This is a genomic window from Mariniflexile sp. HMF6888 (genome assembly GCF_044335535.1).
In the GTDB taxonomy this organism is placed as follows: domain Bacteria; phylum Bacteroidota; class Bacteroidia; order Flavobacteriales; family Flavobacteriaceae; genus Mariniflexile.
In genome coordinates this window covers 1-14,528 of sequence record NZ_JBIQVZ010000006.1, presented here as the reverse complement: position 1 = coordinate 14,528, position 14,528 = coordinate 1, and the positions used below count along the sequence as shown (strand labels likewise).

General features: G+C 36.4%; 9 protein-coding genes and 1 pseudogene. 2 read left to right on the top strand and 8 right to left on the bottom strand.

From position 1 onward, the window contains the following. The first annotated feature begins 357 nt into the window (after positions 1-357). Together ACGLWY_RS13740 and ACGLWY_RS13735 are read left to right on the top strand one after the other, a co-directional pair. Complete coding sequence (locus tag ACGLWY_RS13740) at positions 358-948, top strand: Crp/Fnr family transcriptional regulator (RefSeq protein ID WP_396620242.1); 591 nt, start codon at positions 358-360, stop codon at positions 946-948. A gap of 84 nt (positions 949-1,032) precedes the next feature. Beyond that, entirely contained in the window at positions 1,033-1,419 is a 387-nt protein-coding gene (locus ACGLWY_RS13735; protein ID WP_396620241.1) for a hypothetical protein, read from the top strand. A 110-nt stretch (positions 1,420-1,529) separates the two neighbouring features. Here ACGLWY_RS13735 and ACGLWY_RS13730 read toward each other — a convergent pair. From ACGLWY_RS13730 to ACGLWY_RS13695, 8 genes and pseudogenes are all read right to left on the bottom strand, one after another. Next, a pseudogene (locus ACGLWY_RS13730) lies at positions 1,530-1,661 on the bottom strand (group II intron reverse transcriptase/maturase); the annotation flags it as partial. A 709-nt stretch (positions 1,662-2,370) separates the two neighbouring features. Then, complete coding sequence (locus ACGLWY_RS13725; RefSeq protein ID WP_396620240.1) at positions 2,371-5,058, bottom strand: DUF5695 domain-containing protein; 2,688 nt, start codon at positions 5,056-5,058, stop codon at positions 2,371-2,373. Between the two features lie 233 nt (positions 5,059-5,291). After that, a complete protein-coding gene (locus ACGLWY_RS13720) occupies positions 5,292-6,998 on the bottom strand; it encodes a DUF885 family protein (protein WP_396620239.1) in 1,707 nt (568 codons plus the stop codon). A gap of 7 nt (positions 6,999-7,005) precedes the next feature. After that, on the bottom strand, positions 7,006-10,062 hold the full coding sequence (locus ACGLWY_RS13715) for a beta-L-arabinofuranosidase domain-containing protein (protein WP_396620238.1): 3,057 nt from the start codon (positions 10,060-10,062) through the stop codon (positions 7,006-7,008). Between the two features lie 95 nt (positions 10,063-10,157). Next, complete coding sequence (locus ACGLWY_RS13710; RefSeq protein ID WP_396620237.1) at positions 10,158-10,298, bottom strand: hypothetical protein; 141 nt, start codon at positions 10,296-10,298, stop codon at positions 10,158-10,160. Between the two features lie 172 nt (positions 10,299-10,470). Beyond that, positions 10,471-11,682: a M24 family metallopeptidase gene (locus tag ACGLWY_RS13705; RefSeq protein WP_396620236.1), complete on the bottom strand. Its 1,212-nt coding sequence runs from the start codon at positions 11,680-11,682 to the stop codon at positions 10,471-10,473. Positions 11,683-11,699: 17 nt separating this feature from the next. After that, a complete protein-coding gene (locus tag ACGLWY_RS13700) occupies positions 11,700-12,944 on the bottom strand; it encodes an NAD(P)/FAD-dependent oxidoreductase (RefSeq protein WP_396620235.1) in 1,245 nt (414 codons plus the stop codon). A gap of 350 nt (positions 12,945-13,294) precedes the next feature. Then, positions 13,295-14,302 (bottom strand): 4-hydroxyproline epimerase, encoded by a 1,008-nt coding sequence (locus ACGLWY_RS13695; RefSeq protein ID WP_396620234.1) that lies wholly within the window; start codon positions 14,300-14,302, stop codon positions 13,295-13,297. Positions 14,303-14,528: the final 226 nt, after the last annotated feature.

Sequence of the window (14,528 nt, the reverse complement as noted above, 5' to 3'; positions counted from 1 at the left end):
ACATGGTAACTGTTGCGGAAGCCCCTGATTTTATAAAAACAAGATACACAAGAGCCCTTTTAAGGGCTTTTATTTTGAGGTGCAATTTAGTTGCATGCCAAAATTAGAGCGCCTAAAAAGGAATAAAATGTGTCCTTAATGCCTACGGTGTTGACTTTACTTAACTGGGGCATTGTTCGCCAAAAACAATGGTGATATACACCAAAACAATTGAGATTAACAAATATGACCATTATAAATCCATTGGATACGTTATCAAAAAGTAATATATTGTATACATAAACGATATAACTACAATAGGTTTGGTTTTTATTGTGGTTATACAATTGTTGGCGGTAATTAAATACACTACGAAAATTGAAATCTTCTAAAATACAACATTTATTAAACTATTTTGAAAATTATTGGACTATTGAAAATTCAACAGTCAAAATGCTTGATGAATGTGTAGCTGAAAGAAAACTAAAGAGAAAAGAAAGAATCTTAACAGAAGGAGAAAAATGCAACCACCTAACTTTTGTGGTAAAAGGAATTTTAAAGACTTATCACGTTGACAAAAAAGGGGACCAACACAACCTTCAGTTTAGTACCGAAGGTAAATGGCTAACTGATTTTAGTAGCTTATATAACAATGTTCCTAGTGCACTTTGCATTGAGGCTATAGAACCTTCTATTATTCTGCAAATTAAGAAAGAAGACCTCTTTAACCTATATGACAATTCACCTCTTTTTGATAGAAACATGAGAATTATCACAGAGAACGCATTTATTGAACAACAAAACAGAGTTCTTCAACATATCAGTTCTACTGCACATGAAAGATATGTTTACTTTCTGAATAATTATCCAGGTTTATCAAATCGAATTTCAAACGTACAAATTGCATCATATATTGGTGTGACTCCTGAGTTCCTAAGTACAATTAGAAAAAAGATAGCCGTTGGTTGATAATTTTCTTAAACTATCTTATTGTTCTAGCCAGAAATCTATACATAGATTTGCCATCAATAACTTTTTATTAAATGACTGATAATGAATATCCTTAGATTAACAATAGCAATAATACTTTTTGTATTTGTTAGTTCATGTACAATTAATACAGATAATTCAAAAATGATAGTAGAAATCACAACTTACAAAGTAGCAGAAAATATAACTCACGAAGAACTTTTGTTAGCATCCGAAACATTTAACAGAGACTATTGTTCTAGATGCAAAGGCTTAATTAGTAGGCAATTATTAAAAACAGATGATGGTTATATGGATATTTTTCTATGGGAAAGTAAAGAGGCTGTTGATTATGTTCAAAAAACATTTATGCAAGATGAAGATGCATTAAAATTAGCAAAAATGATTGACTCAAGTAGCCTAACAATGACAAACTATGAAATAATTGAGACTTCTCACTTCAACAACTAAAGTATTTATATGTGGTTTAAAACTACCGCCAATCGAGTAGACGGGTGACGACTTAAAGTCGCCACTGCGCCTCTCACACCACCGTACGTATGGGTCTCGTATACGGCGGTTCACCAAATTGAATTTTGCTTGTTATTAATGTAGTCTGCCAAAGGTTTATACCCTTTTCGCTTTAGTCTAGATAAGGTAATGGTAGTTCTTAGAATTGGACTTTGGGCAACTGCCCAGCCTCCCATTCTAGTTAAAAACTCTAATTTAGAACAAAGTTTGGACAAAAGACATTCGATACAAACAGCTCATTCAACTATTCTACGGTTTATAACGGAATTAACTCAAAAAGAAAAATTTTTACAAGTTTTAGACAAAAAACATTGATTATGATTTTGGGACTTTTAAAGTAAATAAATTCGAGCTTGTTTACAACGATTGGTATCAAAGTGTTTATTCGTTGAATCGTTTAATTGTTGAATTGATTAATTGTTTAATTGATTGTTAATCATAAACTACTGCTTATTGCCTACTGCTACTGTCTACTGAATACTGACTACTATTAGGTCTTCGACTGCGCTCAGACTGACATTCGTTATGTTATTTACTATTGTTTATTCGTTGAATCGTTTAATTGTTGAATTGGTTAATTGTTTAATTGATTGTTAATCATAAACTACTGCTTATTGCCTACTGCTACTGTCTACTGAATACTGACTACTATTAGGTCTTCGACTGCGCTCAGACTGACATTCGTTATGTTATTTACTATTGACTATTGTTTATTGATTATTGACTATTGTTTAATTGATTGCTAATCATAAACTACTGCCTACTAACTACTGACTATTGACTATTGTTTATTCGGTTATTAACAACTAACTACTGCTTACTGACTACTGCTTACTGACTACTGACTACTGACTACTGAATACTGAATACTGCAATTTTCAGCAGCTAATTTTACAACTTTATTTGAAGGCTCTTTTTTTGCAGGGGTATTTGGTAAGCACCTCTTACTTTTGTGTATGGTAACTCTATGTTATTATTCACTCTTAAATAGGCATTTGGCGTAAACTCATCTTTGCTGTTTAATGTGATTTCTATACGATCCGTTTTGGTATTATAGGTTATTTTTTCAAAGGTACCGGCATCTAATGTTAGCCACATTTTTTTAGGGGCAACAAACACTTTTGATTTTGCTGCAGTTGTTATTTCAACCTCAACCAAATCACCTTTTGTTGTTACATTACCGCCAAAGGCCAACCATCCTAAATCGTCATCCTTGGTTATATAAGTCGCCGTATTAACAGCATACCCATAAAACCCAGAGCCATAGTCCCCAGATAAATAATCGATTCTTAATTCGGTAGGATAAGAATGGAATGCCGCTGGACCAAATCCGTCTTCAGTAATATTTGATATGCCTCCTAGTAAACCGCCATACCCTACTTTTAACAAATATAAATTATCGGCGGTTTTCCTGTATTGTGTCAGCACAGGAATAGCATTTAAGGATGAGCCATAATGATGGATTTGACGCTCAACTCTAGACAATTTTCCACCATAAAGGAAGTCCCAATATCTTCGTGCATTCCCATTGTAAGCCCAATGTGGCATTGTAGGCATATAAGCTAAAATGGCGTTGAGCGTGACATTTGCTTTATGATGGTATCCAAAATAATCGGACCACATATACACTTCTTCTTGTCCTGTGGAATCCCAAGGCATTTCACTTCCAAAAGGGTATTCCAAAGCTTCCCAATGGTCTGCCCTATTTTTCATTTTCGCTTCTAAATCGACTGACATATCTTCATATCCTTCAATTTTTAGATCTTCCAAAATATATAAAAACACAGAGCCTTCCATTTGTCCGAATTGTGCATAATAAGGTGCTAATTCAGTCATGGCGATCGTCGTGTGATAGGCTTGTTTTAAGTACCAATCCCAAGTTCTATTGTCCACTAAACCGTCATGATATCTTGCCAAACGGTACATGGTCCAATAAGCAGCAGCCACATGTGGATAGTTATAAGATCTACCTGGATTGTTTGCATGTTTATGGTCCCAAGCAGCCCAGGTTTTATAGTTTATGCTGTCACTATATGTGCCCTTTGGCAAAGAGTCTGGTTCATAGTAAAACACACTCTTTTTTACACCGTATCTGTCTTTACCTTCGCTGTATTGAATGTTACCCCAAAGCGTTTCATCTATAAAGCGTTGTAGTTTTTTAATTTCTTCTTTGTCCGGTTGGATAAGCTGTTTCATAATAGCAGCTAGCCACCCCCCTGCACCACCTTCATCACTTAAACCAGCAACCCATGCACGACTGTCCTCGGTTAACTGTTTCTTAGTTTCATAATCATAACTAATTACCGAGGGATTCCTACCGAATAAATCGTTAGGTTCATCAAACCACTGTGCTGTTGTTAAGAAATGGCCAAAGTCTTTTACAACATCGGTTTCAGACTTAATTACTTTATAGTTTATAGTTTGCTTTACACCATCATTATACGTTATGGTTAGCCTAGAACGCCCCCATTTTTTTCCGCGAACGGTGTATTTTTTTAGACCTTTATTGGTTGTGCCATCTTCCTCTATTTGAAGACTTCCTTTGGGCTCTATAGTAAAGGCGCTTACATGGCTTTTGTAATTTAAAAATAATTGCGATTTAATATCTTGCGGAATAACATAACCAGGGATGCTTGTTGCCACAGGTTGTTCTTCTTTAATAAGGGTCTGTTGAATTTCTTCTATACCTTCTGAAAGCACAAACTTTAAAGCAAAATTTTTAGATTCATTTGGTTTTAAGACTAATGATGTTGGTTTGTTCCATGGGGTTGCATCTTTCCATTCGTTTTCTGCGTATGCCTTGCTATATACCATCCACTCATGAAAGCCTTCAAAAACAATGCTTCTTGGTGTTGGGTCGTCTAACAGCGGACGGTAAGCTTCAAAAGGCATGTTTTCCTTTGGCAGAACTAATAGTGCAGAACCACGGCCGCTAAGTCTTTTTACTTCTAAATAGCCTGCATCTAAACCTATGTAGGGGTCAAAAAACACATTTTGTGCATGGGTTTCATTTAATGACTTTCCTTCTAAAATATTATTGAAAATCATAGGAATGCCTAAAGCTCCTATTTCTATGCCGGTTGCCGATTTATTGGTGATTTCAAACCGCATCACTAAATGGTCGTTATCTATTTCGTAAAAACGTTTTATGGTAACAGGAATATCATTTGGCAAGGTATTGGCTAAGTCAGCACCAGCTATAATCACTCCTGATACTTCTAACGCAGTAACAGCAGCACGTTTGGCAGCAGTGGAATAACTTTTCCAATCGGCATCCTCTTCTTTAATTCTTAAATTGATGTCGCCTAAATGGTATAAACCGTCTTTGTCTCTAATTTCTAAACGATCGCTTGGGGTGAAATCGAAATTTAGATTTTTTATTGGTCTTAAACCCGCAACGGTTTGGGATGCTTTTACAAGTTTTAATTGAAAATGGGGTGTATTAAACTTTTGATAGACCTCAGCAATTCCCAAAGTCGGCTCTTTATCTTCCAGTCGGCTCCAATATCCCTGTGCTTGAACACTCAAGCCGGTTATTATTAATAATAGGAAACTAAACTTTAATTTTAGGTGGTTCATTATTTTTTATATTTAATACTTTTTTAATATTAGTACATAACAGAAAAGTCGAAATGCTATTAAAAGCAATACTTCTAATGTTTTTGACTTTTAAAACTAGGACTTCGACAAGACTTCGACAAGCTCAGTCTGACAAACTAAAGGTCATTTTACATTGCTCTTTTTAGAATAAAAATGACACCTTAGACTGACATCTGAATATATTTGGATTTTTGTCATGTATTAAAAGTTTTTTATTTGAATTCCGTTGAGAATTTCCAATTCGTTTTATGGTTTTTCTTTAATGGTAAGTCTTGTATCAGACTTCTTAGAAGCTCTATGGGCATCATATTTTCTTGTAAAACACGATCGTGAAATTGTTTTTCTGTCCACCCTTTTTCCAACATTTCATTCCGTAAGGCATAAAATTGCAAACCTCCCGTCATATAGGCCATTTGATATAATGGTGGTGTATAGCTTGTAGCAAAAGAACGTCTTACTTCTGCATCGGCATTTGCATATTCGTGACCAACTTCGTTTACAAGCATATCAATACACTGTTGGGGTGTAAGTTCCCCTAAATGATATTTTAAAGAGAAAATAATGCGTGCACATCTATGGATTCGCCAAAACAGCATTCCTAATTTTTGTTCAGGTGTTTGAGGGAATTCTTTATTCCATAAGTTTATCTCCCAATAGAGTGCCCATCCTTCCATCCAAAAAGGGGTGTCGAATGCATTGCGGTAACTTTTATGGCGGGCATTCATAAAAAATTGAAGATTGTGTCCCGGCAATAATTCATGTTGCACAGTCGCTCTGGAAAAATTAGGGTTGTTTCCACGCATGCTCATTAACTTATCGGCCTCACTCATATCTTGGGTAGGGTAAGAAATACTAATTTCCCAACCACCTGTAAAGAATGGATTTACTTTTTGACGCTCTGGTGTCATCATAATCATGCCCCAAGTTTCCTTTGCCAATTCCGGAAATGTTATCAAATCGCGTTCTTCAATAAAATCGACAGATTGATTATAAAGGTCTGTGATAACTTGAGGTTGTTCGCCAGCAGGCACATAGGTGTTTTTCACATGCTCCAAGGCGGCTTTCCAGTCGGTTCCATAGCCCAAGTCTTTCGATGCTTTTATCATTTCCTCCTTGCACCAGTTAAACTGATTTTCGGCAGTTTTAATCATTTGTTCTGGTGTATACGGAATAAATTCAAAATTTAAACTTTCAATGAGCGCTTCTCTTCCAATTGGTTTTCCGATAATCCCACTACCATCGTCTTTTATACTGGTTTTAGAGTAGTTTTCTTTAAGTAAATTAGCATATTCAGAAAGTTTAGCGGACATGTGCTCGAATGGTTTTTCAACCCACCAGGTAAAACTAGGGTCGTAACCGCAATAAAAAGAATAGGCTTCTTCTAATGATTTCTGGAAAGACACGATTACTTTAGAAGCCTTTTCTGCCATTAGCCAATCCTTAAAAGGCTGTTCTTTAAGTGTCTTTATTTCAATATCTATTTTTGAACTGGCATCGTGTAATATTTTTGCCAGTGCCTGGGCATCTGGTTTTTCACCCCGCCTTCTTTCTTTAATGAAAGGAAGGATATCTTTAGCAAAATCCGATACGGAAGCCACCTCTTTAAACGCTGTATATTCTAAATTAAAAAAGTAAGTTTCTTTTTTGATTAAGTTCTTTAAAAGGAGGTAATCTACTTTTTCCTGTTGGGTTAAAGCATCAAAATCCAAGGCCTCTATTTTATTTTGCCAGTTAGCATATAAGGTCATAAACCGCTGATAGTATTCTTCAGATTCACTATAGGTATAAAACTTATTTAAAGCACGTTTATCGGCAGTATATGCATTTACCAAATCTATAAGGTTGCTTTGTGCAGTTACCATCATGGTTAGAAAGAATATAATTAAGAAATGGTATGTTTTTAAAATTTTATAGTTCATGGTTGAATTATTTTAGGGTAATGTCTAGATAAACCGAATGCCGCCCATAAGTTTCATAAAAAGGTTTAAAAACAGTGCCGCCTATATTAAATTCCAAAGTCTTCGGATTTCCTTCTATGGACTTGCTAATATCCTGAGCGTCCAAAGTTACTTTACGCCAGTCTTTCCGTGGTTCGGACTCCTGTGCTGTCAGTAAAATGGGACCATAAAATAAGCTCGCTATATTTTGTTGGTCCATTATGGGGTCTAAATGAAATTGAAAGGGCATGTGCAGTTCTATGGTATCTCCATTTTTCCATTTACGGCTTAATTTAAGATAGCTTCCCGGTGTGGCATCCACTTTTTCTTTTTTGCCATTTATCTTTACGGAAAATCCTTGGGTTGCCCAATGCGGTACGCGGACATTAATATCGAACTTCCCTCCTCCTTTAATGGTTAACTTCGTATGGTCTTCATTTGGGAACGCAGTCGTTTGCTCTATAATCACATGCTTTTCTTTCCATTTTAATGTTGAAGGCACATACAGATTGACATAAAGTGCATGGTTATCCATGCTTTTAAAATAAATTGAATTCTGAAGTTTCGTACTGCTTTCTATGGCCGTACCGTTACAGCAAGTGAATCCTTTCATGTCCGCATTGCCAAAATGTTTTATGGAGCCAGGTCTCAACGGTACATGATATGTATTTGCAGGGCTATCTTCTGCGACTGAGGCTAGGATATGGTTATAAAGACCGCGTTCATAATAATCCATGAGTTCGGCACGTTGTTCATAAAGAAATAAATTTCTGGTTAGCTTAAGCATGTTGTAGGTCGCACAGGTTTCATTCTGCCCACCGGCGGACAAACCATTTTCATAGATTGTTGCTGGCTGGCTGGTAAAACATTCCGCATTGGCAGGATTGCGCGCTCCTGCAACGCCTCCAATACTGTACATATAATCATTGGTAGTTTTGTACCAGAAATTATCGGCTATACGGTAATAGTCTGGGGTATTGGAATCACGATATGTTTCGAGTGCTCCCATAATTTGAGGAATGTGTTGATTGGCATGTAACCCACGGAAGGTATCTACATTCCTCGCTAATCCATGAGAATGTTCAGCGTCACCAAAAAACATGTTGATGTTATCGAATAATTGTGCAACTTCTAGGTAACGGTGCTCATTCGTTATTCGAGACAGTCGCGCCATGGCTTCATTTATACCGCCAAATTCTCCAGCTATATACCTGTTCCACATACTGATAAGTGTTTCGGTTGGCAACTGACTCAAACGGGCATGTACCCAGTCACCCATTCCTTTAGCTATTTCAAGGGCTTTTTTATTATCACTGACTTCGTATATATCCATCAATCCTGCAAGGATTTTATGTAGTGTATAGTAGGGTGCCCAAACTTGGGTTTTCTGCCCGCCATAGGTAGCGCCATTTTCTAGCATAATGAATTGGTCTGGTGGATAGGCACTAATGAACCCCTTGCCCCAATTCCAATAATCGGTACGAATACCGTCTATACTCAAATCTGAGTCGTAGTTTGTTTTCCCTACCCCTATTGGTACAGCGGTTGGATCTGATACGTGTTCTCCTCTCGTTTCCCGTGGTTGCCCAGACATTTGCGATAACCCATACAGCGTATTGACCATGGTTTCCATCTTATTAGCAAAATTAGCTTGGAGTGCCTTATCATAACCTGTGCTAGCATAAGCCTGTGCAATAGCAGTTAGATAATGTCCCGTGGCATGACCTCGTAATTTGGTTTCCTGAGTGTCCCACACCCCTAACGGTTCTGCTCCTTGAGGTTGTTCCTGTCCAAAAGCATTGCGAAACATATATAGGAAATCGTCTGGGTTTGTTTTGGCAAGGGTGGTTATGAACTTATTACGGTTCTCAATGAACTTTGTGTTATGTCCATGAGGATCTGGGTTTAACGATACTTCATCCAGATTAAAAACTTCTAGTTTTCGGGTTGGCGTCGCATTTTCCTTGACCTCTTTTACTGTTATAATTGCTTTGGGCTTTAAGTCTGTACCGGCGATACTTCCTGTTATGGTATATTGACCTGCTGTGCGTACGTTACTGTTATCTTTTGGTGCTGGCCATAGCACGCGTACGTTTGGACCTTCCATTCCATTGCGATAAACGCCTTTTACGTAGCGCGGTAAGCGGGGAAGATACCCTACTACTGTTTCTATTTCAACGTTTGGTACACTGGACACGTACTCGTTATAAAGTTGGGGGCTTGTTTTGGAAAACATAGGCAGATCGTCTGCAACATCTTTCATTTCATTTACAACCGTCTCTTCACCGCTCAAAGAATTATGATGAATTCTGGCAATTTGTTTTTCACCCAAAGGGATTCGATAGATTCTAAAATCATGTAATTTGGCATGGAGATAAGCGTTGTCAGATAAAAGAGATTTCCCTATATAGAGCATATTCTTGTTGCTAGAATCGTTATCAAATACGTGTTCTAAATCCAGTTCTACGTTTTTGGTTTCACTTACGAGTTTACCATTAACATACGTGCTTATGGATTTTGAAGGCACATTGATAACCACCGCTAGATGATTCCATTTACTAGCTTCTATATCTGATGACTCTGTATAGTACTCCCCTGCTTCAGTAATGATTCCTGCCTGATATCCTTGTTTTTCGGTAGTTCCCATGGGAGTGAAAAAAAAATGGGACTTGGTGTTTTTTCCAAAATCAAAAAAATATTGCCCCTGACGATCAGAGAGCAAGTAAATCCATCCTGTTATACTAAGTGATTCTTCTCCAGTGACTGCTTCTCCTGGTAAAGTAACAAAAGCTTTATTATCTGCTGGCAAAGAAAGTACTGTACCAAACAGGTCGTCATCAATAAACTTAGCTTTCGAATTATTTAGCGTGCCATGTAGATTGTTTCGTGACCAATCCTTCGCATCACCATCAAACAAATAGCGAGCAATTAATCCTGTTTCTCCAATACCGTCTAGAATTTGATCTCCATTTTGTGCCTGTAAATTTGTTGTCATCACAGGTAAAACAGTGAGTATTGTGTAAATGAAGACTTTATGGATTTTCATGTGTTTGTTGTTGTTGTTGTTGTTTTTAGTTTATGAGTTTATGGGTTTATGGGTTTATGAGCTTCTAGGACTTGAAGGTTCTTTTTTTAACTTGTTTATTCATAATTTATGTTTTTTTTGAACGTGTCCTCATTATAAATTTCGTTCCATGTAGGTGGTGTTACATTTAATAAATGTTTTACAAAAAAGTCTTTTCGTTTACGCTCCCCAAAGGCACCTCCAGAGGAGTGTCCCATTCTATCTTTTATTTATAAAAATAAATATTACCTACAAACAGTTATGGTTTAAAGTTAGCCGAAAGTAATAGTATATTACCCTTAACAGCATATTAACGTGTGATTATGTGTAATTTTAATACAAACCTCCTTTAAAACTTTAATCTAAAAAATTCAATCCGAAATCAAAGATTCAATTACCAAATGGATTTTCGATAGAATGCGCTGGTTCGGTAAACCATTTTGGTCCATCTTTAGTCATGTAAATGTGGTCTTCCAAACGAATACCAAATTCGGATGGCACACAAATCATGGGTTCAACACTGTAACACATACCTGGTTTTAATAGGGTTTTATTTCCTTTTAAGATATAGGGATTCTCATGAATATCCAAACCTATGCCATGACCTGTTCGATGTGGTAATCCTGGAAGATTATAATCTGGTCCAAGACCATAAGATGCTATTTTTTCTCTAGCAGCCAGATCTACATCACCACAGATATGCCCTATTTGTGACGCAGTAAAAGCAGCTAATTGCGCTTCTTTTTCGATGTTCCAGATTTTTTGTTGGTAATTGTTAGCCTCACCAAAAATATAGGTTCTGGTAATGTCTGAAATATAATCGTGAAATGAACAACCTGTATCTACCAAAACGATGTCATTTAATTCCAGTGGTTTTGGGGTTTTAACGCCATGAGGAAACGAGGCGTCTTTTCCGAATAAAACAATACAGAAATAAGAACCAGAGATAATACCATAACGTTTGTGGGCTTCATTAATAAAATCTTCAACGTCTTTAGTTGTGATGCCTACTTTTAAAATTCTTGCGGTAGCTTTATGGACTTCTAAAGTAATATCCATGAGGGCTTGAATAATGGCTATTTCTGCTTCAGATTTAATCATTCGACATTCTGAAATTACTGCATGTGCGTTTTCAATACTTAAACCTGTAGCTTTAGAAATACCCTCATAAACAAAGAAAGGCGCACTTTCATCAATTAAAATATGGCCTTCTAATATGTTGTTTTCTTTAAGTATATTGTTTAAAAGCAGATACGGACTTTCATGTTCTTCCCAACAATGAATTTCGCCTTCTATGGCCATGAAATCTAAAAGGGTGCCTTTTTCAAAGTTAGGAGCGATGTAATATAAATCGCCATTAGGCAATAAAATAGCACCCACCATACGTTCACTAGCATGCCAATGTGTTCCTGTAAAGTAAAGTAAATTCGTTCCTGCATTTAAGTACATAGCTTGGGCATTTTGTACTTTCATAAGTTCGCATGCTTTTTGTATTCTGCTTCTGTATTCTGCTTCTTGAATAGGTTTTATTACATGTGTAACTGGTTTTATAGTATTTAACTCTGCTTCTATAGTCGAACTACCTATTCCGAATTTATTCATTTTTTTTAGTTTTATATTTATTTGAAACGCTCTGGAGCAAGCGGATTTAGATTTACTGAAGGTTTTTTGTCCTCAACTAACTCTGCAACAAGCTGCCCTGTAATGGCTCCTAAGCTCCAACCCATCATAGCATGCCCTGCTGCTATGGTTAGATTGGTGTATTTACTTGTCTTGCCAATAAAAGGCAAACCGTCTGGAGATACAGGTCTTAATCCTGAAGTCGCTTTTGCCTTCTCTTCGTCATTAATTTCAATATCATTATAAAATGTTTTTACGGCATTTGCTAAAGCTTCAACACGTTCTTTTCTAACAATGGCATTATTCCCAGAAAACTCCATAGTTCCAGCAAATCGGGTAAAATTATCCATGGGTGTTATGGCTGCTTTAGCTTCAATCAATATCGTTGGTATGGTAATACCCGTTGGTCTGTGTACATCCATACTATAACCTTTTCCCCCTTGAATGGGGATATTTAGCTTTAATTTTGATAGTAATGCTGATGTCCAACTTCCAATGGCCAAAACAAACTCATCTGCTTCAAAATTAGTATATGGGGTTTTTACCGCTACTATTTTATTACTTTTTACGGTGAAATCTTCAACCATTTGGTTGGTATGAAACCTAACGCCATTATTTTCTAACCATGTTTTCATGGTAAGCATAAAATGATTCGGCGTCATGTGCGAATCACATTTATAGTGAATTGCTCCAATAACATGATCTGAAAGTACGGGTTGGATTTTGTGTAATTCTTCTTTATTTAAACAAGTTACATCTAAACCTTCTTTAATAGCTCGTTCTGCAATTTCGTGCTCTTCTGCCTCGTTTTTAGATGAACTATATGCCATTAAAACACCTTTTTTTTCGTAATGAAAATCAAAATCCAATGAGGTTAACATGGTTTCAAATAGATGCTGACTTTTTAAATTTAATTCCTTTAAAATAGGAATGGATTTTTCGACATGATGTTTAGTAGCTGATTTTCTAAAGTATAATGCCCATTTAAAAAAATCGAAATCTAAACGTGGTTTTATATAAAAGGGACTCGAACTATTTAGCATCCATTTTAATCCTTGGGTAATAATACCCGGTGCCGCTAGTGGAATAAAATGGCTAGGTGTTAAATAACCTGCATTAATAAATGAAGCGCCAGTAGTTATATCGCTTTGATCTATAACGGTTACAGAGTGTCCTTCCTTAACTAAATAATAAGCACTACATAAACCTGAAATGCCACCACCAACTATAACTACTTTTTTCATGTTTTTTTTGTTTATGGGTTTATTAGTTTATGGGTTTATTGGTTTATGTGTACAACTGTTATCATGATTATTGACTAGAGTTGCAAAGCTGCAAAGTTTCAGAGTTGCAAAGTTTCAGAGTATCTGAGCCTCTGAGCTTCTTATATTCTGTGCCTCAGAGGTTTCCAAGCCCTTTGTCTGTTTTCTATTCTCTATTTTCTATTTTCTTTTGTCTCTTTGTCTTGTTTCTTGTGTCTTGCTTCTTGCTTCTTGACTCTCTTTTAACTTTATAACCTTTTAACTTTATAATTTCTTAACTTTCTAACCTCATAAACTCATAAACTCATAAACTCATAACCTTATATAATTTCTTAAACAACTTGAAACCCGTATGCATAAGGGTCGTCGTCGTCAATAATAATAGTATTGTAACCTGTCACTTGAGCCCACCCTTGAATACTTGGAATTATGGCATTTTTACCGTCTAAAGTTGTTTCTGCTTCAACTTTACCAATAAATTTACTGCCTATAAAACTTTCATGAACAAAAGGCTCACCTAATTTTAGTTTCCCTTGGGCGTGTAATTGTGCCATTCTTGCAGAAGTTCCTGTTCCGCAAGGTGAACGGTCTATAGCTTTTTCGCCATAAAACACAGCATTTCTTCCAGACGATGTTGGATCTATAGGATCTCCCGTCCATAGCATATGGCTTACATCCCGAATGGTATCATTTTCTGGATGAATAAACATATCAGGGTATTTTTCGTTTATACGTGTTCTTACTACTTGCGAATATTGTACAATTTTGCCTGCTGTAAAATCCTGTATTCCACTGAAGTTTTTTTGTGGATCTACAATAGCGTAGTAATTGCCCCCATAAGATACATCGAAATTTATTTCTCCAAGTTCTGGGCACTCAACTGTTAATTTTTCGGCAGCTAAATAGGATTTTACATTTACTAATTTAACCCAATCTACTTTTTTACCTGTTTGTTGGTATTCAATTTCTACCAATCCAGCAGGTGCTTCCATTTTTATTTTACCAGGTATTTTTGGTGAAATTAGACCTTCTTCAATAGCAATTGTAATAGTCCCTATGGTTCCATGTCCGCACATGGGCAAACACCCCGATGTTTCTATGAATAGAATTGCAAAATCATTTTCAGGATGATGGGGCGGGTATAAAATACTGCCACTCATCATGTCGTGCCCACGCGGTTCGAACATCAATCCTTTACGAATCCAATCGAATTCTTTAAGAAAATGTTGGCGTTTTTCACTCATGGTATTTCCAATAAGGTTGGGACCGCCACCAGCAATAACACGCACAGGATTTCCGCACGTGTGAGCATCTACACAAAAAAAAGTTTTTCTTGCCATGGGCTGTTTTATGGGGTTATGAGTTTATGGGTTTATTTGTTTATGAGTTTAACTGTTATTATGACTATGTACTAAAGTTTCAAAGTTTCAAAGTTGCAGAGATTCAAAGTTACAGAGTATCTGAGCCTCTGAGCTTCTTATATTCTGTACCTCAAAGGTTTATAAAACCCTTGATTCTCTTATTGTCTCTTATCTCTTATCTCCTATCTCTTATCTCCTATCTCTT